Raw genomic sequence first — 19,963 nt, forward strand, 5'->3', positions numbered from 1 at the left:
CGTCCTCTTCGGGATCTTCGGTCTTGCCTTGGTTGCGGCCGACAAGGGACCGGCTCGGCGGTCACCACGCTCCGCATGAGCGACAATGGGGCAGTGACTTCCCCGCGCACCGTTGCCGTCCTCGGCTCCACCGGCTCCATCGGCACCCAGGCCCTGGACGTCATCGCGCGCAACCCCGACCGCTTCCGCGTGGTCGCCCTCTCGGCCGGCTCGAACCTCGAGCTCGTCGCCGAGCAGGCCGTCACCTTCGACGTCGACCTGGTCGCGGTCGCGCGGGGCACCCACGAGCAGGTGGCCGAGGCGATCGCCGCGTATGCCGCGCGAGCCGGCCGCGCGGCATACCGGCCGCAGGTGGTGGTCGGCGACGACGCAGCTGTCGCGGCCGCCGGGTGCGGTGCGGACGTCGTCCTCAACGGGATCACCGGCGCGATCGGGCTCCGGCCGACCCTCGCGGCCCTCGCGGCGGGCTCGACGCTCGCGCTGGCCAACAAGGAGTCGCTCATCGTCGGGGGCCCGCTGGTCAAGGCGGCGGCCCGCCCCGACCAGATCGTGCCGGTCGACTCGGAGCACTCCGCCATCGCGCAGTCGCTCCGGGGCGGGCGCGCCCAGGAGGTGCGCAGGCTCGTGGTGACGGCGAGCGGTGGCCCGTTCCGCGGGCGCAGCCGCGAGTCGCTGCGCGACGTGACGCCGGCCGACGCGCTGGCGCACCCGAACTTCTCGATGGGGCGGGTCATCACGACCAACTCGGCGACCCTGGTCAACAAGGGGCTCGAGGTGATCGAGGCCCACCTCCTCTTCGACATCCCGTTCGACCGGATCGACGTGGTCGTGCACCCCCAGCAGATGATCCACTCGATGGTCGAGTTCGTGGACGGCTCGACCATCGCGCAAGCCGGTCCGCCGCGGATGCTGGTGCCGATCGCACTCGGGCTGTCGTGGCCGGAGCGGCTGGCGGACGTCGACGTGCCCGTCGACTGGACGCAGGCGCAGTCCTGGGACTTCGAGCCGCTCGACGACGAGGCGTTCCCGGCGGTGCGGCTCGCCCGCCAGGTGGGGGAGGCCGGAGGCACGTACCCGGCGGTCTACAACGCGGCCAACGAGGTCGCGGTGGACGCGTTCCACGACGGTCACCTCGGCTTCGTCGAGATCGTGGACACGGTCGCCCGAGTGGTCGAGGAACACGCATCCGGCAGCGCAGCGGGGATCGAATCAGGGACACTGTCCGTTGAGGACGTGATGCGCGCTGATCGCTGGGCGCGCGACGAGGCACGGAAGGTGCTGGCTTTGCAGACTGGACGGATGACCGCGACACCGCTGGCGGACACCGAGGGGGCGATGCACCGATGACCGTCCTCCTCTACGTGGTCGGCGTGCTCCTCGTGGTCCTCGGGGTCGGGCTGTCGATCGGCCTGCACGAGATCGGCCACCTCGTGCCCGCCAAGAAGTTCGGCGTCAAGGTGACCCAGTACATGGTCGGCTTCGGTCCGACCGTGTGGTCCACCCGTCGTGGCGAGACCGAGTACGGCATCAAGGCGATCCCGCTCGGCGGCTACATCCGGATGATCGGCATGTTCCCGCCGCGGCCGGGTGACGCCGAGGGGACGATCCGGGTGTCGAGCACCGGGCGGTTCACCCAGCTCGCCGACGAGGCCCGCCAGCTGAGCCTCGAGGAGATCAAGCCCGGCGACGAGGACCGGGTCTTCTACAAGCTCTCGGTCCCCAAGAAGGTCATCGTGATGATGGGTGGCCCGGTGATGAACCTGCTCATCGCCGTGGTGGTCCTCAGCGGGATCGTCACCATCTACGGCCAGGAGGTGGAGAAGGACGGCGCCGTCGTCGCCACCGTCGCCGAATGTGTGGTGCCGGCCAGCGCCGCCGCCACCAAGGCCACCTGCGCTCCCACGGACCCCAAGACCCCCGCCTTCCTCGCCGGCGTCAAGGCGGGCGACAAGCTGCTGTCAGTCGCCGGGCAGCCCATCAAGCGCACCTCCGACGTCGGCAAGCTGATCCGTCCGCGGATCGGGGAGTCGACCCCCGTCGTCGTGCTCCGGGACGGCGCGCAGCAGACCTTGCAGGTCACGCCGATCCGCAACACGATCCAGCAGGTCGGTCAGGACGGCACGCCGCTCGTCGACGACGCCGGGGACCCCGTCGTGGTGAGCGCAGGCTTCCTCGGCGTCACGTCCGCGCCCGTCATGGCTCGCGAGCGCCAGTCCCTCACCGTCGTCCCCGGGATCATCGGCAGCTACGTAGGGCACGTCGGTGAGCTCTTCCTGCACCTGCCGCAGCGGTTGACCGATGTCGCGCAAGCCGCCTTCGGCTCCGAGGCGCGTGACCCCAACGGACCGCAGTCGGTCGTGGGAGTCGGCCGCGCTGCTGGTGAGGTCGCTTCCGGTCAGGTGGAGGGGCTCGACAACAGCGTCGTCGGCCGGTTCGTCACCATCCTGTCCCTGATGGTCGGCTTGAACCTCGCCCTCTTCGTCTTCAACCTCATCCCGCTCCTGCCGCTCGACGGCGGCCACGTTGCGGGCGCGCTGTGGGAAGGGCTGAAGCGCAACACCGCCCGCCTGCTCAAGCGCCCCGACCCCGGCCACGTCGACGTCGCCAAGGCCCTGCCGGTGGCGTATGCCGTGTCCATGGTGCTCATCGGGATGTCGGCCCTGCTGATCTACGCCGACTTCGTCAAGCCCGTCAAGCTCGGCTGACCGGCCCCGGCCGGCGCCCGACCCACCATCCCCTTGGGAGATACTGCAACCATGACTGTTGGACTCGGTATGCCGGCCCTGCCCCCGCCCGTCCTCGCGCCCCGGCGCAAGACGCGCAAGATCAAGGTCGGCAAGGTCGAGGTCGGCGGTGACGCGCCCATCTCGGTGCAGTCGATGTGCACGACCCCGACCACCGACATCAACTCCACGCTGCAGCAGATCGCCGAGCTGACCGCCTCGGGATGTGACATCGTGCGCGTCGCGTGCCCGAGCCAGGACGACGCCGACGCGCTGCCCGCGATCGCCCGGAAGTCGCAGATCCCCGTCATCGCCGACATCCACTTCCAGCCGAAGTACGTGTTCGCCGCGATCGACGCCGGCTGCGCCGCGGTGCGGGTCAACCCCGGCAACATCCGCAAGTTCGACGACCAGGTCAAGCAGATCGCCGCCGCTGCGAAGGACGCAGGCGTCTCGATCCGAATCGGCGTCAACGCGGGTTCTCTCGACCCCCGTCTGCTCGAGAAGTACGGCAAGGCCACTGCCGAGGCGCTGGTCGAGTCCGCGGTCTGGGAGGCCTCGCTCTTCGAGGAGCACGACTTCCACGACTTCAAGATCTCGGTCAAGCACAACGACCCCGTCGTCATGGTCAAGGCCTACGAGATGCTCTCCGAACGCGGTGACTGGCCCCTGCACCTCGGCGTCACCGAGGCCGGACCGGCCTTCCAGGGCACGATCAAGTCGGCGACGGCCTTCGGTGCCCTGCTGTCCAAGGGCATCGGCGACACGATCCGGGTGTCCCTGTCCGCCCCGCCGGTGGAGGAGGTCAAGGTCGGCAACCAGATCCTCCAGTCGTTGAACCTCAAGCCGCGCAAGCTCGAGATCGTCTCGTGCCCCTCCTGCGGGCGCGCCCAGGTCGACGTCTACAAGCTCGCCGACGCGGTCACCGCTGGGCTCGAGGGCATGACCGTGCCGCTCCGGGTGGCCGTCATGGGCTGCGTCGTCAACGGACCGGGGGAGGCCCGCGAGGCTGACCTCGGTGTGGCCTCTGGCAACGGCAAGGGCCAGATCTTCGTCAAGGGTGAGGTCATCAAGACCGTCCCCGAGAGCCAGATCGTCGAGACCCTGATCGAGGAGGCGATGCGGATCGCCGAGGAGATGGGCGAGCCGATGACCGAGGAGAGCGCGGGCGCCCCCTCGGTCACCGTCGGCTGACCGTCAGCGCTATCGGAGCAGCCGCGGGTCGACACCCAGCGGTTGGTCCAGGGCGACTTCGATGTACTCGTTCGGGTCGGGCAGGACGGCCGACCGGCCACCGGTGTTGGGGAAGTTGTTGTCGTTCATGACGGCGATCGTGTGGTCGTCGATGACAGCCAGGTCCTCGATGGTCTCGAAGGAGAACGGGAAGAATGCCCCGAGCTTGCCGACGTTGGCAGGATCCGGGACGGCCAGGAGGTTCACGAGGAGCTGCTTGTCGGCATACCCGTCGTGGTCCCGGTCCTTGAGGTCCACGGTGAAGACTGCCTTGAAGTGCGCGTTCGGGCCTGCCCCGGCATCGCGTTCGACCACCAGGAGCTGGTGGTCGTCGATGGCGATCGCGTCACCGATCGAGTCACCGGGGCTCTCGAGGCGGTAGCGCCAGTAGGTGCCGGTGAACTGTGCCTCGAGGTCCTGGTTCACCTTGACCTCGAAGATGCGAAGGTCGGAGGCGAGCCCGGCAGCCTTGTCCTCGGCGAGGGACCCCTCGAGCATCGGATACAGCCGCTGGCCGTTGGGCGAGATCGCCATCCCCTCGAACCCTCGGGACGACGCGAGGTTGGGCTCCCCGCCTGCCGCGAGGCTCGGGTTCTGCGGCGCCTTCACGCCAGGCGTCGGGATGGGGGACTCCAGCAGCCGACCTCGGGCGTCCGCGTGGAGCAGGAACGGCCCGAACTCGTCACCGAACCAGAAGGTCCCGTCCGGCGCGACCTGCATCGACTCCGGGTCGAGGTCCCAGCCGGTCAGCACCCGGTCCCGGGGAGGGCACGTGTAGCCAGCCGGTAGGACGGTGGCCGCTGCGCAGCCCCCGTCCCGCCAGATCGTCCAGTCGACGTGGTGATCGGGATCGCTGAGGACGAACTGCAGGCCGAGGTAGGCCGTCGTTCCCGACGCGGTGTCGGGTCGGATGCGGTTCACGACGAGCTCGAAGTCCTGGCTGTTGCCCTTCTGCCCGTACCCGTTGTCTGTCATGACGAGGTAGCTGCCATCGGCGTTGCGGTGCGTCGCCGAGAACCCCTGCACTGGTTGGGCAGGGTAGGGCCGAGGAACGGCAGTCGTCCCGGTCTGGAAGTAGCCAGACTGCGCGGAACCCGGTCGATATGTCTCCGCCGGGAGGGACGAACGTCCGATGAGCCGCGACTGTGCGGCCGTGGTGGATGCGTCGGGGGCGGCATCCGGGGCATCGGTGCCCGGGGTGGCGCTGCTGGGCGATGAGGCGAGCGCGGTGGCGAAGAGCGCCGCCGCTGCTGCACGACCCGTGGTGCGCGTCCAGCCGGCTCGCGTCCACACGGCACGGGTCCGTGCATCGCGGCGGATGGGGGGAAAGGCTGCCAGGGCCCGTTCGGTAGTGGTCATGATGGTCTCCTGTGTGGGCGTCGTGGTTCTCGCGCGAGCGGTGGTGGCTCGTTGGTCCGCACTGGGCTGCGGCTCCTCGACGGTCTCGTTCTTGACCCAGGTACGTCGTCCGCCCGTGGGTCCGACAGTGTGGCTCTCCCGGCTACAGCCTGTGGACCGCAGGACGACCTCTGGGGATGGGCGGCGGAAGAGCCACCTCACCGCCTAGGCTGACGGGGTGCTGCGCACCCGTAACCCGGTCCACGCGCTGTCGCCCTCGGACCGCGACGCCGCGTTGGAGGTGTGCGCGCAAAACCTCCCCGCGAACGTCTTCGTCGCCGCGCGCCTCCTGGAGGGCGTCCTCAGCACCCAGCCCGGCACGGTGCTCGGTCACAAGGTCGGCGGCACGCTGCAGTCCCTGTGCTGGTCGAGCGCCAACCTCGTGCCGGTCGAGGCCGACGACGAGACCATCAGCTTCTTCGCCGACCGGGTGCGGCGGTGGCGTCGCCACTGCGCGTCCGTGCTCGGGCCCTCCGACCAGGTGAGCGAGCTGTGGCGACACCTCGAGCCGGCCTGGGGTCCCGCCCGGGCCGTGCGCGCGCGACAGCCGCTCATGAGCACCATGGACCGGCCGTCAGCCCTCGGGCTCGAGCTCGACCCCCGGGTCCGCCCCGCCACCGAGGCCGAGGTCGACCTCGTCATGCCGGCCGCCGCGCACATGTTCGAGGGCGAGATCGGCTACCCGCCCTACACCGGTTCGGGCGCGGCATACCGCTCCGCCCTCCTGGCGCTCATCGACCGCGGCCACACGTTCGTGGCGATCGAGGACGGCGCCGTGATCTTCAAGGCCGACGTGGGGTCGGTCGCCCTGGGCTGTGCCCAGCTGCAAGGGGTGTGGCTCGCGCCGCACCTGCGCGGCCGCGGGCTTGCCGTGCCGTTGATGGCGTCGGTGGTGGAGCAGGTCATGGAGACCCGGGCGCGCTGGGTCACGTTGTACGTCAACGACTTCAACGAGAGCGCCCGGGCGACGTACGCCAGGGTCGGGTTCGAGGACGTCGGCACGTTCTCGACCGTGCTGCTCTGACTGCCCGTGAACAGCGTCAGCTGATGGATCCGACACTGGAGTCCGAGCCGAGGCCAGACACCCCGGCCGCAGGTAACGCCCTCGTCTGGATGACGTTGTCCCTGTTCGCGTTCGGGGTCTTCGTCGTCGCGGTCCCGGGCCGTGACCCGGCCGGCCGCACGTGGTTGTGGGTCGGCGTCGTGCTGCTCGTCGTGGGCGGGATCGCGTCCGCCTTCGCGGTGCGGGCCAGGTGGGCGTACCTCCGCGAGCACCGCGCCGACTGACCGCCCACTGCGCCGACTGACCGCCACCGTGCCGCCCGATCGCCACAGCGCCGGCTGACCGGCCCATCGGGCCGGCTGACAGGATGGCGACATGCCCCGCACCGTCGCGCCCCTGACCAAGGACATCATCGGCCTCGCCGGGCTGTTCATCACCTCCGGGACGACCCACCTGGTCAAGCCCGAGGTCTTCGAGCCGCTGGTGCCGCACTCCCTCCCGCGTCGCCGTGAGCTGATCTACGCGTCCGGAGTCGCCGAGCTCGCCTGCGCGGCGGGGCTGCTGCACCCCCGCACCCGTCGGTATGCCGGGTGGGCCAGTGCCGCCCTCCTCGTCGCCATCCTGCCGGGCAACGTCCAGATGAGCGCCAACTACGGCAAGCGGGCACAGCGCAGGGGCACGCCGTCGGCGCAGGCCGCCTTCGCCGGGACGCTGGCCAGGCTCCCGCTCCAGCTGCCATTGATCCGCACGGCGCTCAAGGCCGCCGGGCGCAGCTAGCGGTGCAGCGAGGAGTGCCGTCGGGATTGCGGCCAGCAGTGCCCTTGGCAGGGCACCTGGCAGCGCGTCAGTACAGCCCCGTCGAGTACTGCTCACCGTAGTAGCGCTCGAGCTCCTCGATGGAGTCCTCCGGTCGATCGAGGGCCTTCGCGATCTCTGGTCGCGATCCCACCGCCATCGGGTCCCACGTCTCGGGGTGCCACAGCTTGCTGCGCATGAACGCCTTGGCGCAGTGCCCGAACACCTCGTCGATCTCGACGACCAGCGCCAGCACCGGACGGTGGCCCTTGACCACCATCTCGTCGAACCACGGCGCGTCGGACACCAGGTGGGCGCGGCCGTTGATCCGCAGGGTGTCGCCGCGCCCGGGGATGACGAACAGCAGTCCGACGTGCGGGTTGGCGAGGATGTTCTGGTAGCCGTCGGCCCGTTTGTTGCCCAGCCGCTCGGGGAGCGCGATGGTCGTGTCGTCCAGCACCCGCACGAAGCCGGCCGGGTCGCCCTTCGGCGAGACGTCGCACCGGCCCTGCGCGTCCGAGGTCGCGACCAGGCAGAACGGCGAAGCCGCCAGCCAGTCGCGGTCGAGCTCGTGCAGCGCCGGCCGGGCCTTGTCGCGGACGCGGGGGAGCGGCTCCCCGAGCAGGTCGACCAGCTGGTCGACGGTCTCGATGCGGGTCATGGCCACATTCTCGCAGTCGTGGTCGCCAGTCCGCGGTCCGGCGCGGGCTCGTGCACCCGACGCGACGGGGCGCGCACACGCCGCGACGGGGCGGGCGGGAGCAGGCGCGCGGGGAAACCGTGGTGAGCCCTCGGCATACCGGCGGATATCCTCTGGGGGTTGTCCGCCAACCGAGGAGTGCCACGTGGCCCTGCGCATGTCGACCCTGTTCCTGCGAACCCTTCGCGAGGACCCGGCCGATGCCGAGGTGCCGAGCCACCGGTTGCTCGTCCGCGCCGGCTACATCCGGCGGGTCAGCCCCGGCATCTACACCTGGCTGCCGCTCGGTCTGCGGGTGCTGCGCAAGGTCGAGACGATCGTGCGCGAGGAGATGGACGAGATCGGCGCCCAGGAGCTGCTCTTCCCGGCGCTGCTGCCCAAGGAGCCCTTCGAGGCCAGCGGTCGCTGGACCGAGTACGGCAACAACATCTTCCGCCTGAAGGACCGCAAGGGCGCCGACTACCTGCTCGGGCCGACCCACGAGGAGATGTTCACCCTCGCGGTGAAGGACATGTTCTCGTCCTACAAGGACCTGCCCCTCGCGATCTACCAGATCCAGACCAAGTACCGCGACGAGGCGCGTCCGCGGGCCGGGGTGCTGCGTGGTCGTGAGTTCGTCATGAAGGACTCCTACTCCTTCGACATCGACCCCGCCGGGCTCGACAAGGCCTACCAGCTGCACCGCGACGCCTACATCCGCATCTTCGACCGGCTCGGCTTCCACTACGTCATCGTCCAGGCCATGGCCGGCGCGATGGGCGGCAGCAAGTCCGAGGAGTTCCTCGCCACCGCCGAGAACGGCGAGGACACCTACGTCCACTGCCCCAACTGCGGCTACGCGGCGAACGTCGAGGCCGTGCGCGTCCCGGTCCCCGACGCCCTCCCGTATGCCGACGTGCCGGCTGCCCACGCGGAGTCCACTCCGGACACCCCCACCATCGACACCCTGGTGGCCCACCTCAACGCGCACTTCCCGCGGGAGGACCGGCCCTGGGCGGCGGGGGACACGCTCAAGAACGTGCTCGTCGTCCTGGTGCACCCGGACGGCACGCGCGAGCCGCTGGCGATCGGCGTGCCCGGCGACCGGGAGATCGACGAGAAGCGCCTCGGCGCGCAGGTCGAGCCCGCCGCCGTGGAGGCCTTCGAGGAGAAGGACTTCGCGGCGAACCCCGCGCTGGTCAAGGGCTACATCGGTCCGAAGGCCCTCGGTTCCGAGTCCCCGTCGAAGGTCCGCTACCTCCTCGACCCCCGGGTCGTCGAGGGCACCCGCTGGGTCACCGGCGCGAACGAGGCCGGCAAGCACGTGGTCGACCTCGTCGCGGGTCGTGACTTCACCGCCGACGGCACCATCGAGGCCGCGGACGTGCGCCCCGGCGACGCCTGCCCCAGCTGCGGCCACGGGCTCGAGTCGGCCCGCGGGATCGAGATGGGACACATCTTCCAGCTCGGCACCAAGTACGCGGAGGCGCTCGACCTCAAGGTGCTCGACCAGTTCGGCAAGCTCCAGACCGTGATCATGGGCTCCTACGGTGTCGGGGTCTCCCGTGCGGTCGCCTGCGTCGCCGAGGGCAACCACGACGAGCTCGGCCTGCGCTGGCCGCGCGAGATCAGCCCGGTCGACGTGCACGTGGTTGCCACCGGCAAGGACGTCACCCGCGACCCCGAGGTCTTCACGAAGTCGGAGGAGATCACCCGCGGCCTCGAGGCGGCCGGGCTCTCCGTCCTCTACGACGACCGCCAGAAGGTCAGCCCCGGCGTGAAGTTCAAGGACTCCGAGCTGATCGGGGTGCCCACCATCGTGGTGGTCGGCAAGTCGCTCGAGCAGGGGATCGTCGAGATCAAGGACCGCGCCACCGGCGAACGCCGCGAGGTCTCGGCTGACGACGTCGTCACCGAGGTCATCCGCGAGGTCCGCGGCAGCGCGTCCTGATGGGGGCCGCACCCTCGACGGCCCCACTCCGGGCGGTCATCTTCGACTGGGGCGGCACGCTCACCCCGTGGCACGACGTCGACCTCCCGCAGCAGTGGCGGGTCTTCGCCCGTGAGGTGCACGGTCTTCCGGTCGAGGACCCGGCCATGTCACCCGAGGACCTGGCCGAGGCCGACTCGCTGGCGGTGCGGATCCACGCCGCCGAGGAGCGGGCCTGGTCGCGCGGTCGCCAGACCCACGAGAGCGCCTCGATCGAGGCGATCCTCGCGGACGCCGGGGTCGACGCGGACCACGACCGGCACCTGCTGGCGCTCGCGGCATACCGGAGGTTCTGGGAGCCGCACACCCACACCGACCCGCAGGTGCGCCCGCTCTGGGAAGGACTGCACGACCGCGGGCTCAAGATCGGCGTGCTGTCCAACACCATCTGGAGCCGTGAATACCACCGCGAGGTGTTCCAGCGCGATGGCGTGCTCGACCTCGTCGACGGCGACGTCTACTCCTCCGAGATCCACGTCGTGAAGCCCCACCCGGAAGCGTTCCTCGCAGCGTGCACGGCGGTCGGGGTCCAGCCGGCCGAGGCGGCCTACGTCGGCGACCGGCTGTACGAGGACGTCCACGGCCCCCAGCAGGTCGGCATGCGGGCGATCTGGGTGCCCCACAGTGACCTTCCCGCGTCGCAGGTGGTGCCGGTCGAGGTCACCCCCGACGCACAGGCCCACGAGCTGCTCGACATCCTCGGGATCGTCGACGGCTGGTTGGGCAGGTAGGTGCCCGACCTCGACCTGACCACGCTCCTCCTCATGGCCCTCGCGGGCTTCGGGGCGGGGTGGGTCGACGCCGTCGTCGGTGGCGGGGGACTGGTGCAGCTCCCGGCTCTGCTGCTCGGCTTCCCGGGGGCGAGCCCCGCCCAGCTGCTCGCCACCAACAAGATCGCCTCCATCTTCGGCACCACGACCAGCTCGATCACCTACTGGCGCAGGGTCCGTCCCGACCTGCGCACTGCGCTTCCAATGGCCGCCGTGGCCTATGTCGGGGCGGTTGGTGGCGCACTGATCGGCCTGCACATCCCCAAGTCGGCGTTCAACCCGATCATCCTCGGCATGCTCGTCGTCGTGGGTGCCTACACGGTGGCCAAGCCCTCGTTGGGCGTCGAGACGGCGCTGCGGTTCGACGGCCACCGACACACCGTGGTGGCGATGCTGACCGGTTTCGTCATCGGTGTCTACGACGGAGCGCTCGGTCCCGGCACCGGGTCGTTCCTCGTCTTCGCGCTGGTCGGGCTGATGGGCTACGCCTTCCTCGAGGCCAGCGCCAAGGCGAAGATCGCCAACTTCGCCACCAACCTCGGGGCCCTCACCGTGTTCGTGCCGGGTGGCCACGTGATGTGGCAGATCGGGCTCGTCATGGCGGTGGCCAACATCGCGGGCGGCTATGCCGGCGCCCGCACGGCGGTGGCCCGGGGAAGCAGGTTCGTGCGCGTGGTCTTCGTGCTCGTCCTGGTGGCCTTCATCGTCAGGATCGGCGGCTCGGTGCTCGGCATCTGGCGCTGAGCAGACCCGCGGACGGCGGGTTGCCGAGGTTCAGCGGCCAGTCATGGCTGGTCCACAGCAAACACCCAGACTGCGACCGCACAGTCTTCCTGTGACCACGATCGACCTGCCTCCAGCCGCGGTGACCGCGGCCTCCCAGCCCGCGTCGCACCCCCGTCGGGGCAGCACCCCACGACTCGTCCCGCGCTGGTGGCGCGACGCGTCGGTCGCGGCGTTCTGGCTGGTGCTCCTGTGGGTCACCGCCCTGTGGGTCGCCCACGGCGGGGTCCAGGACCTCGGCTCGCTCTCGGGAGCGCTCACGTCCGTCGGCCGCCTCACGGGGCTCATCGCGTCGGCGCTGCTGCTCGTCCAGGTGTTCCTCATGGCGCGCATCCCGTGGTTCGAGCAGGCCTGGGGCCAGGACGAGCTCGCCCGCACCCACCGCCTCGTCGGCTTCACCTCGTTCAACCTGCTCTGGGCGCACATCGTCCTGATCACCCTCGGGTATGCCGCGGCGTCCACGCTGGGCCTGTGGGGCACGATCGTCGACTTCGTCCTCAACTACCCCGGCATGCTGCTGGCGGTGGCGGGCACGGTGGCGCTCTGCCTCGTGGTGGTGACCTCGGTGCGCACGGCGCGTCGCCGGCTGCGCTACGAGTCGTGGCACCTCATCCACCTCTACGGCTACCTGGGCGCGGGGCTCGCGCTGCCGCACCAGCTGTGGACCGGTCAGGAGTTCCTCGCCTCCACCGCCTCGACCGTCTTCTGGTGGAGCCTGTATGCCGCGTGTGCCGCGTCCGTGCTCGGGTTCCGGATCGGGGTGCCGCTGGTGCGCTCGCTGCGCTCGCCGCTGCGGGTCGTCGCCGTCCACCAGGAGGCGCCCGGGGTCACCTCGGTGGTCGTCGGCGGGCCCGGTGTGGCTGCGCTCCGACCGGCTGCCGGCCAGTTCTTCCAGTGGCGGTTCGTCGACGGACCGGGCTGGACGCGGGCCAACCCCTACTCGCTCTCGGCCGCCCCTGACGGGAGGCACCTCAGGGTGACTGCGGCCCACGTCGGCGACGGGACCCGTCGGCTCACCGACCTGCGACCCGGCACCCGGGTGCTCGTCGAAGGCCCCTACGGGCGTCTCCACGCAGGGGTCCGGACCCGGCAGAAGGTGCTCCTGATGGGTGCGGGGATCGGGATCACGCCGATCCGCGCCCTCCTGGAGGACCTCGACCAGGACCCCGGTGACGTGGTGGTCGTCCACCGCGCCAGCACCCGTGACCAGCTCGTCCTCGGGCAGGAGCTGGTCGACCTCGCCAGCCGCCGCGGAGCGCGCTACGTCACCGTCGAGGGTCCCCGCGTCCCCGGTCGGGACACCTGGCTGCCGGCCTCTGCCGCCCACCTCAGCGACGCCGAGGCCCTCGCGCAGCTGGTGCCGGACGTCGCCGAGCGCGACGTCTACCTCTGCGGCGCCCCCGGCTGGATGGACGCCGCCCGGCAGGCCGCCCTCGCCTGCGGTGTCCCGCCCACCCATGTCCACCTCGAGCGGTTCGAGTACTAGGAGCCTCCATGCGACGCATCACCTTGTGGGCGCTGTCCACCCTGACCACCCTCGTGCTGTTGTTCAGCTACCACACGTCGACCGGCGGTGCCGGGACGGCGGTGGCCGCCGGCACCTCGGTGCAGGCCCCCGCCGCGGCCGGCACCGGCTCCGGGACGACCGACTCCGGGACCACGGGCTCCGGGACCACGGGCTCCGGGACCACGGACTCCGGGACGACCGGCTCCGGCACCTCCGGCTCGAGCAGCACTGACTCGGGGACGAGCGGCTCCGCCACGACCTCGGGGAGCACTGCGAGCAAGACCTATGACGGCGACACCGTGCAGACCCGTTGGGGGCCGGTGCAGGTGCGGATCACCGTCGTGGCCGGCAAGATCACCGCGTCGGAGGCGATCGTCTACCCCAACGGCAACCACGAGGACGAGCAGATCAACTCCGTCGCCCTCCCGGTGCTCAACCAGGAGGCGGTCTCTGCACAGAGCGCCTCCATCGACATGGTCTCGGGGGCGACCGTGACCTCCGAGGGATACCTCTCCTCGCTGCAGTCCGCGATCGACCAGGCCCACCTGTGAGTGCCGTGACCACTCGCGCAGGTACCGGCCCCGTGACGCGGTCGACCGTCCAGCCGGGCTCGTCCGACAGTGCACCCCGCCGGGCCTTCGTCGAACAGGTGATGGGCCTGCCGGTGTCGGTCCACGTCCGCGGCGAGGTCGACCGGCCCGAGGTGGGGACGGCGGTCGAGCAGGTCTGGGGTGTCCTGCACCGGGCCGACGCGGTGTTCAGCGCCTGGCGGCCGGACAGCGAGCTGATGCGGCTGCGCCGCGGCGACGTGTCCGCCGCGCAGGTCCACCCCTGGTTGGCCGAGGTCGAGCAGCTGTGTGTGGACGCCGAGCGCCGCACCGGTGGCCTCTTCAGCGCCTCCTTCGACGGCGCCCACCACGACCCCACGGGGCTGGTGAAGGGCTGGGCGGTCGAGCGCGCGGCCCTGCACCTGCGCCACGTCCCCGGCATCTCCTGGTGCGTCAACGCCGGAGGGGACCTGCTGGCCGGGGCGGGTCGAGACGCCGTCCCGAGCACCTGGCGCATCGGGGTCGAGGACCCGCGGGTGCCGGGGGCGGTGGCCGCGACCATCCCGCTCCGGGCCGGTGGGCTGGCCACGTCCGGAGCCGCGGCTCGTGGCGCGCACGTGGTCGACCCCCGCACGGGCACGCCCATCGGTCGTGCCGGTTCGGCCACGGTCTGGGGCCCGACCCTGCTGTGGGCCGACGTGTGGGCGACGGCCCTCTTCGTGGACCCGGCCGCAGGCGCCGCGACGCTGGAAGGTGCCGACCCGGCATACCGCTCGCTCGTGCTCTGACCCCCTGCGAGGTTCCTCAGGCGCGGCTGCTGACCTGACCCTGCTGGTGGTCTGGGACAGTGGTCCTGTGGCGCAGGTCTGGTACGCGAGCTACGGCAGCAACCTGTCGCGGGACCGCTTCCTGCACTACCTCGACGGAGGTCGGCCGGAAGGGGCGAGCCGCACCTACCCGGGGGCGCGCGACAGCACCCAGCCCGAGGACGACCGCGCGCTGACCCTGCCCGGAGAGATGTTCTTCGCGTGGACGTCACCGACCTGGGGCGGGGGCATCGCGTTCTACGACGCGGACTCGCCGGGCCCGACGCTGGCCCGGGCCTACCTCGTGAGCGAGCAGCAGTTCGCCGACGTGGCTGCCCAGGAGCGGCGCGAGCTGCCGGGGGAGGACCTCGACCTCACCCACGTCCTCACGCACTCGCGGCACCACCTGGGCCCCGGCCACTATGAGGCGCTGCACCTCGTGGGGGAGCTCGAAGGCCTGCCGGTCCTCACCTTTACCGCACCCGATCCGCCTGTCCTGCAACGGAACTCACCGACTTCCGCCTATCTCGCTACGTTGGTGACAGGTCTGCGCGAGACCCACGACCTCTCCGACCCGGAGATCGCCGACTACCTCCTCGGACGACCCGGCATCGGCCCGGAGTGGGACCGGCCCCGCATCGCCGACCTGGTCAGCGACTCAGCGCAGCGGTGAGCGCGACGACGTCCGTCACCGGTGCGTCGCAGACGAACCCACGACAAACGTATGCCGCCGCGTGGCCACCGACCAGGGGCCGCTGGGCCAGCAGCGGGATGCCAGCGGCGTCGGGCTCGCCGTGCACCAGGACCAGGCCGGGGGAGTCTGACCGTCGAACGGCCGCCACGAGGGCATCTGCCTCGGGACCGGTCCCGACCAATGCGACCTGGAGCGGTCCGGCCACTGCCGCCTCGGCCACCGCCAGCGCCCAGCCGCCGAACCGCGGGTCGCGGGCCGCGAGCTGACCTGACGCGGCGAGGGCGGACTCGGCCCGCTCGCGCATCGACGGGTCGCCGGTGAGGGCCGAGCAGGTGAGCAGCGCGCCCGCCAGGGCCGACTGGCCAGACGGCTCGGCGTTGTCGGCCGCACTGCGGGGACGGGTGAACAGCGCTTCGGCGTCGTCGCTGGTGTCGTGGAAGCCGCCGTCGTCCGCCCCGAACCGCTCGACGGCGGTGGCCAGCAGGTCGCCTGCGGCCGCGAGCCAGCGCTGGTCACCGGTGGCCTGGTGGAGCGCGAGGAGCCCTTCGGCGAGGTTGCCGTAGTCGTCGGCCACCGCGTTCGCGGTGCCCACGGACCCAGCGCGCGACGTGCGACGCAGGCGGCCGTCGACCACGTGCGTGCCGACGACGCACTCGGCGCAGCGCGTGGCGGCCTCGACCAGGTCGGGGCGGTCGAGCAGCGTCCCCGTGTCGGCCAGCGCCGCGATCGCCAAACCGTTCCAGGACGTGACGACCTTGTCGTCGCACCCGGGTTGGGGTCGCAGCAGCCGCGCCTCGAGCAGCCGGTCCCGCGTTGCGGCCCACCAGCCCTCGTCGTCAGGGTCGGTGAGCAGCTGGAGGGTGGACGACCCGTGCTCGAAGGTGCCCTGGTCGGTGACCGAGAGCAGTGCCGCAGCGCGGCGGCCGTCGTCCTCGCCGAGCACCTCGACCAGCTGCGCCGGGGTCCACGCGTAGGTCAGTCCCTCGACCCCGTCGGTGTCGGCGTCCAGCGCCGAGGCGAACCCACCCTCGGGGGTGCGGAGGTCGCGCAGGAGGAACTCGGCGGTCTCGAGCGCGACCCGCCGGGCCAGCGGGTCGCCCGTCGCGCGGTGCAGGTGGGTGAAGACCCGCAGCAGCTGGGCGTTGTCGTAGAGCATCTTCTCGAAGTGGGGCACCACCCAGCGGGCGTCCACCGAGTAGCGAGCGAAGCCGCCACCGAGCTGGTCGTAGATGCCGCCGCGTGCCATCGCCTTGCAGGTGCTGGCGGCCATCGCGAGGGCGTCCGCCGAGCCGGTCCGGGCATGGTGGCGGAGCAGGAACTCGAGCACCATCGACGGAGGGAACTTCGGCGCTCCGCCGAATCCCGCTGCGCCGTGGTCGAACTGGCCGCGCAGCTGGGTCGCGGCGGCATCGAGAGCGGCTGCGTCGAGGGGGTGGCCCGTGACGGGTGCGGAGAGCTCACGCAGCCGAGCGGCGATGTGCGCGCCGCTGTCGAGGACGCGGTCCCGCTGGGTGGTCCAGGCGTCCTTCGCCCCCGCGAGGAGCTGGAGGAACTGTCCCTTGGGGAAGTAGGTGCCCGCGAAGAACGGGTCGCCCTCCGGCGTCAGGAGGCAGGTCATCGGCCAGCCGCCGTGCCCGGTCAGCGCGGTCGTCGCCGCCATGTAGACCGCGTCGATGTCAGGTCGCTCCTCGCGGTCCACCTTGACCGCGACGAAGTCCGCGTTGAGCGCCCGCGCCACGTCCTCGTCCTCGAACGACTCGTGCGCCATCACGTGGCACCAGTGGCACGCGGCATACCCGACGCTCAACAGGACGGGCACGTCACGCTCGCGGGCCTCGGCGAACGCCTCCGGCCCCCACTCCTGCCAGTCGACGGGGTTGTCGCGGTGCTGGAGGAGGTAGGGCGAGGTGGACTCGGCCAGGCGGTTCGGCATGCGTCCCACTCTCGCTCACCGGTCCCCGAGACGGCGAATGCTGGACTCCTGCCCCCCCCGGCACGGTGGGCCAAGCTCTCGATGGGGAGCAGCAATGCCCCCGCTTCGGGTGAAGTGCGTGGGGGCATCGCTCGGTCGACGTCGTCGGGCCCCGCAAGACGGGACGTCGCCCGGATGGCTGGGAGTCTGAGCCGCGCTGTTGGACCCGGACTTCAGCCATCGACTGTGGCCTGCGGGTCTGGGCGGGCTGAACTCTCGGCCACTCGTGGGCGTGGTCATCCGGACCAGAAGCATGGGATCGCGCAAGGTGCCTAGGGCATTACGGTCACGACGACGGGTGTCGGCAGCGGGGCGCCGTCGTCCCCAGCGAACGCAGTCGCCGCGTACTCGCCGTAGGGAAGCGGCGGCAGGCCCCCGGCGTCTGGACAGGGGCGGGGCTGATTCGTGCTGCTCGAGCAGGTGTCGTATGCCGCGAGGACTCCCACCGGGTACGTGCTGTGGCCGACCGGGATCGTGAAGTACTGCAAGCAACCGTGAAGAATCGGGGGCCCCTGGTGGTCGCCACCGACGAGGGAGACCGCGTAGATCGATCCGCACCCCGCCACACGGATGGGTTGGCCGGTGTTGTTCTCGACGGTGATCTGCCCGGACAGTGACTCGCCCGCCCGCAAGGTCGTGGCGGACAGCGTCAGGCGAGCGGTCACCGATGGTGACGATGTGCTGGTCGTCGCCTCGTGACCGGACGGCGGTGTGGCCGTGTCCGTGGTGGAGCGCGCAGGGCCGTGGAGCGCTGCCGTCACGGCGACTCCTGCAACGGCCAGCAGCATCAGGTTTCCGGCGATGAGGTGGGTTCGGTGGTCCCGCCTGCGGCGGCTTCGCAGCAGGACGACCACCTGGCGCTGGCCCAGCGGAAGACTCGCCAGTGCGCGTTGGATGTCCAAGGCGTCACCGGTAGGTGCGGGTGCCGAGCTGGGTGGGCCCATGCGTAGGAGAGCCTTGACCCCGTTTCGGGCCTTGCGGTGTCGGTGCGACAGCAGTCGAAAGGCAACCTTCCGCGTCCAGGCCTCGGGGCTGTCGAACTGGGACACGGCTGGCCACTCGCGCAGCAGGCGGATGAACGCTTCTTGGACGCATTCCTCAGCCTCTGCGCGACCCCCGGCAGCAACGCTGACAACCCCGACGAGGCGTGAGTAGGACAGCTCATAGATGGCGCGCACAGCGTCACTGCCGGGACTCGGCGACTCGCTCACACCAGTAACACCCCCGAACGGACCGAAAGGTTCCACCCACGACCGGCTCCGCCCAAAGGCTAGAGACATGACGGCATGGTCACGACGGGACGGTCTCATGGAGGATCTGCGAACGGCACGCTCATCGGTGTGGGTTCAGGCGGTCAACGCAACACCTCGGCCAGTGCTCGTGGGTGGTGGTGTCTGGTATCCGAGGGTCTGTCGGGGGCGGTCGTTGAGCTCCTCGGCGACCTGGACGCTGGGCACATGGCAAGGGTAGGTGCCGCGCCCAGCGGCCGGCGCGCGATCGAGGAGATTCGGGGTAGCCCGTGGTCCTGGCGGCCGCCTGCGGGGAGCCCCGGGCGGTCTGGTGGCGGGGTCTGGAGGTGCGGCTGTTGTCCCGGCAGTGCTTGCCGACGTGGCTCGCAATCCCCTTTCGTCCCAACCGTTTTCCCCATGGGTGACCTTCGGCTGTCAGTGGTGGTCTCTACGATGGGAGACATGTTCGAGAGCGTGAAGGGCGTGCAGGTGACCGACCCGGCGGTCCTTGCCGGTGCGCTGTTCACCCTCACCGACGACGAGATCGCCGAGCTGCCCGTCGAGGCGGCCGAGGCGCTGGTGCTGGCGTCGCAGCGGGTGGTGAGCGCGGCGATGGCGCGGCAGCGTTCGGCGATGGAGACCGTGGCGAGGCGGTGCGACGAGCGCAGCGAGCTCGACGCGGCCGASGCGGTCGCGTCCGGTGGCCGGCGTCAGCGGCTGTCCGGTCATGCGGTCGCGGCGGGGTCGCTCGCGGCGCTGCTGCACGTGTCGCCGCGGACCATGTCGACCCGGATCGACCACGCCCGCCGGGTGGTGTGCGCGCTGCCGCAGGTCCAGGCCCTGGCGTGGTCGGGTGACCTGGAGCCCTACCGGGTCGACGCGGTCGTGGCGGAGTCCGGTGCGGCGCCGGTGGCGCGGTTGCACGAGTTCGAGGCCCGGGTCCTGGAGGGCGGCATCACCCACACCTCCTGCGCGGCGTTGCGGCGCCGGGCCCGGCGCGCGGCCGACCGGTGCGCCCCGGACGACGCCGCCCACCTGGCCGAGCTGGCCCGGGCGCGTGCTGACGTGCGGGTCCGGCCCGGGGAGTGCACCGGCATGACCCGGTTGGTGGCCGACCTGCCGACTCCGGTCGCGATGCGTGTCTGGCACGCGGTGGACGGGCTGGCGGCCGAGTACGCCCGCGCCCGACCCGGCCAGCGGATCGGGGCGCTGCGGGTCGACGCCCTGGCCGACCTGATCGCCGCCAACGCCACGATCAGCACCACCATCGAGCTCGTCGCCCCGATCGTCGCCCCGATCGACACCCAGGCCGGCACCCACGGCGGCACGCAGGCCGGCACGCGGGGTGGCACCGGAGGTGGCACCGGGCCCGGCGCTGGCGTGTCCATCGACTGCCTCACCCAGCCTGGCGATGAATGGGACCCCGAGCCGGACGCCGGGTACGTCGACCCGGGTGGGTGCGACGAGCTYGAYGACGGGGTCCTGCACGACCACGACGACRSCCTGTGGTTCGTGTCCTCGCACACCGAGGTGCCGCTGCTCGGCTCGCTGCTTCCCGCCGACGTCGTCGCCCTCCTGTCCGATCCCGACGTCACCGTCCGGCTCGCCCGCAGCGACTCGGTCACCGGCGCGACCCGCTGGCAGGACCCGCGCACCTACCGCCCCGGCGCCGCCACCGCGCGAGCCGTCCGATCCCGGGACGGCACCTGCCGGTTCCCCGGCTGCGCCACCGCCGCCAGACGCTGCCAGCTCGACCACGTGGTCCGACATCCCGACGGGCCGACCACCGTCACCAACCTGCAGACCCTGTGCGCCACCCACCACGGGTTCAAG

18 protein-coding genes and 1 pseudogene are annotated in these 19,963 nt (G+C 71.2%); 14 read left to right on the plus strand and 5 right to left on the minus strand.

Features of this window, described 5'->3' with window-relative positions; genetic code table 11:
• The first annotated feature begins 93 nt into the window (after nt 1–93).
• The 3 genes from dxr to ispG are packed head-to-tail and all read left to right on the plus strand — an operon-like array spanning nt 94 to nt 3,917.
• Entirely contained in the window at nt 94–1,347 is a 1,254-nt protein-coding gene (dxr, locus tag AC1DWJ_RS12390; protein WP_477620905.1) for a 1-deoxy-D-xylulose-5-phosphate reductoisomerase, read from the plus strand.
• The gene (locus AC1DWJ_RS12395; RefSeq protein ID WP_457253282.1) at nt 1,344–2,705 is read left to right on the plus strand and encodes a M50 family metallopeptidase; all 1,362 of its coding nucleotides are present in this window, start codon (nt 1,344–1,346) and stop codon (nt 2,703–2,705) included. Before dxr ends, AC1DWJ_RS12395 begins: the two co-directional genes overlap by 4 nt.
• 51 nt (nt 2,706–2,756) lie before the next feature.
• Nucleotides 2,757–3,917, plus strand: coding sequence for a flavodoxin-dependent (E)-4-hydroxy-3-methylbut-2-enyl-diphosphate synthase (gene ispG / locus AC1DWJ_RS12400; RefSeq protein ID WP_457253281.1), 1,161 nt, complete (start codon nt 2,757–2,759; stop codon nt 3,915–3,917).
• Nucleotides 3,918–3,926: 9 nt separating this feature from the next.
• Here ispG and AC1DWJ_RS12405 read toward each other — a convergent pair whose 3' ends face one another.
• Complete coding sequence (locus AC1DWJ_RS12405) at nt 3,927–5,315, minus strand: esterase-like activity of phytase family protein (RefSeq protein ID WP_477620906.1); 1,389 nt, start codon at nt 5,313–5,315, stop codon at nt 3,927–3,929.
• A 217-nt stretch (nt 5,316–5,532) separates the two neighbouring features.
• Here AC1DWJ_RS12405 and AC1DWJ_RS12410 point away from each other — a divergent pair, with 217 nt between their 5' ends.
• From AC1DWJ_RS12410 to AC1DWJ_RS12420, 3 genes are all read left to right on the plus strand, one after another.
• The gene (locus AC1DWJ_RS12410) at nt 5,533–6,378 is read left to right on the plus strand and encodes a GNAT family N-acetyltransferase (protein ID WP_457253278.1); all 846 of its coding nucleotides are present in this window, start codon (nt 5,533–5,535) and stop codon (nt 6,376–6,378) included.
• A gap of 23 nt (nt 6,379–6,401) precedes the next feature.
• Nucleotides 6,402–6,641 (plus strand): hypothetical protein, encoded by a 240-nt coding sequence (locus tag AC1DWJ_RS12415; protein WP_477620907.1) that lies wholly within the window; start codon nt 6,402–6,404, stop codon nt 6,639–6,641.
• Nucleotides 6,642–6,732: 91 nt separating this feature from the next.
• Entirely contained in the window at nt 6,733–7,134 is a 402-nt protein-coding gene (locus tag AC1DWJ_RS12420; protein WP_457253275.1) for a DoxX family protein, read from the plus strand.
• Nucleotides 7,135–7,201: 67 nt separating this feature from the next.
• Here AC1DWJ_RS12420 and AC1DWJ_RS12425 read toward each other — a convergent pair whose 3' ends face one another.
• Nucleotides 7,202–7,813 carry a pyridoxamine 5'-phosphate oxidase family protein gene (locus AC1DWJ_RS12425; RefSeq protein ID WP_477620908.1) on the minus strand — a complete coding sequence of 204 codons (612 nt, stop codon included), beginning with the start codon at nt 7,811–7,813 and terminating at the stop codon, nt 7,202–7,204.
• Nucleotides 7,814–7,997: 184 nt separating this feature from the next.
• Between AC1DWJ_RS12425 and AC1DWJ_RS12430 the strand changes: the two genes are divergently transcribed.
• The 7 genes from AC1DWJ_RS12430 (at nt 7,998) to AC1DWJ_RS12460 (ending at nt 14,908) form a co-directional block, all read left to right on the plus strand.
• Entirely contained in the window at nt 7,998–9,782 is a 1,785-nt protein-coding gene (locus AC1DWJ_RS12430) for a proline--tRNA ligase (protein ID WP_477620909.1), read from the plus strand.
• Nucleotides 9,782–10,552: an HAD family hydrolase gene (locus AC1DWJ_RS12435; protein ID WP_457253272.1), complete on the plus strand. Its 771-nt coding sequence runs from the start codon at nt 9,782–9,784 to the stop codon at nt 10,550–10,552. The genes AC1DWJ_RS12430 and AC1DWJ_RS12435 overlap by 1 nt, the downstream gene beginning before the upstream one ends.
• Nucleotides 10,553–11,335, plus strand: a complete 783-nt coding sequence (locus AC1DWJ_RS12440; protein WP_477620910.1) for a TSUP family transporter — start codon at nt 10,553–10,555, stop codon at nt 11,333–11,335. It abuts the gene before it with no gap.
• A 91-nt stretch (nt 11,336–11,426) separates the two neighbouring features.
• Entirely contained in the window at nt 11,427–12,860 is a 1,434-nt protein-coding gene (locus AC1DWJ_RS12445) for a ferredoxin reductase family protein (protein WP_477620911.1), read from the plus strand.
• Nucleotides 12,861–12,868: 8 nt separating this feature from the next.
• Nucleotides 12,869–13,432, plus strand: a complete 564-nt coding sequence (locus tag AC1DWJ_RS12450) for an FMN-binding protein (RefSeq protein ID WP_477620912.1) — start codon at nt 12,869–12,871, stop codon at nt 13,430–13,432.
• Nucleotides 13,433–13,464: 32 nt separating this feature from the next.
• Nucleotides 13,465–14,217 carry an FAD:protein FMN transferase gene (locus AC1DWJ_RS12455; protein ID WP_477620913.1) on the plus strand — a complete coding sequence of 251 codons (753 nt, stop codon included), beginning with the start codon at nt 13,465–13,467 and terminating at the stop codon, nt 14,215–14,217.
• Nucleotides 14,218–14,284: 67 nt separating this feature from the next.
• A complete protein-coding gene (locus tag AC1DWJ_RS12460) occupies nt 14,285–14,908 on the plus strand; it encodes a histone deacetylase (RefSeq protein ID WP_477620914.1) in 624 nt (207 codons plus the stop codon).
• Here AC1DWJ_RS12460 and AC1DWJ_RS12465 read toward each other — a convergent pair.
• The 3 genes and pseudogenes from AC1DWJ_RS12465 to AC1DWJ_RS12475 all read right to left on the minus strand — a co-directional run.
• Nucleotides 14,886–16,862 (minus strand): thioredoxin domain-containing protein, encoded by a 1,977-nt coding sequence (locus AC1DWJ_RS12465; protein ID WP_477620915.1) that lies wholly within the window; start codon nt 16,860–16,862, stop codon nt 14,886–14,888. The genes AC1DWJ_RS12460 and AC1DWJ_RS12465 overlap by 23 nt on opposite strands.
• Nucleotides 16,863–17,173: 311 nt before the next feature.
• Nucleotides 17,174–17,566: a hypothetical protein gene (locus AC1DWJ_RS12470; protein ID WP_477620923.1), complete on the minus strand. Its 393-nt coding sequence runs from the start codon at nt 17,564–17,566 to the stop codon at nt 17,174–17,176.
• A 315-nt stretch (nt 17,567–17,881) separates the two neighbouring features.
• Nucleotides 17,882–18,211, minus strand: a pseudogene (locus AC1DWJ_RS12475) (RNA polymerase sigma factor); the annotation flags it as partial.
• 381 nt (nt 18,212–18,592) lie between these two features.
• Between AC1DWJ_RS12475 and AC1DWJ_RS12480 the strand changes: the two are divergent.
• A partial coding sequence (locus tag AC1DWJ_RS12480) for an HNH endonuclease signature motif containing protein (protein WP_477620916.1) occupies nt 18,593–19,963 on the plus strand: 1,371 nt, incomplete at its 3' end.

Source organism: Pedococcus sp. P2_D7 (genome assembly GCF_056404295.1).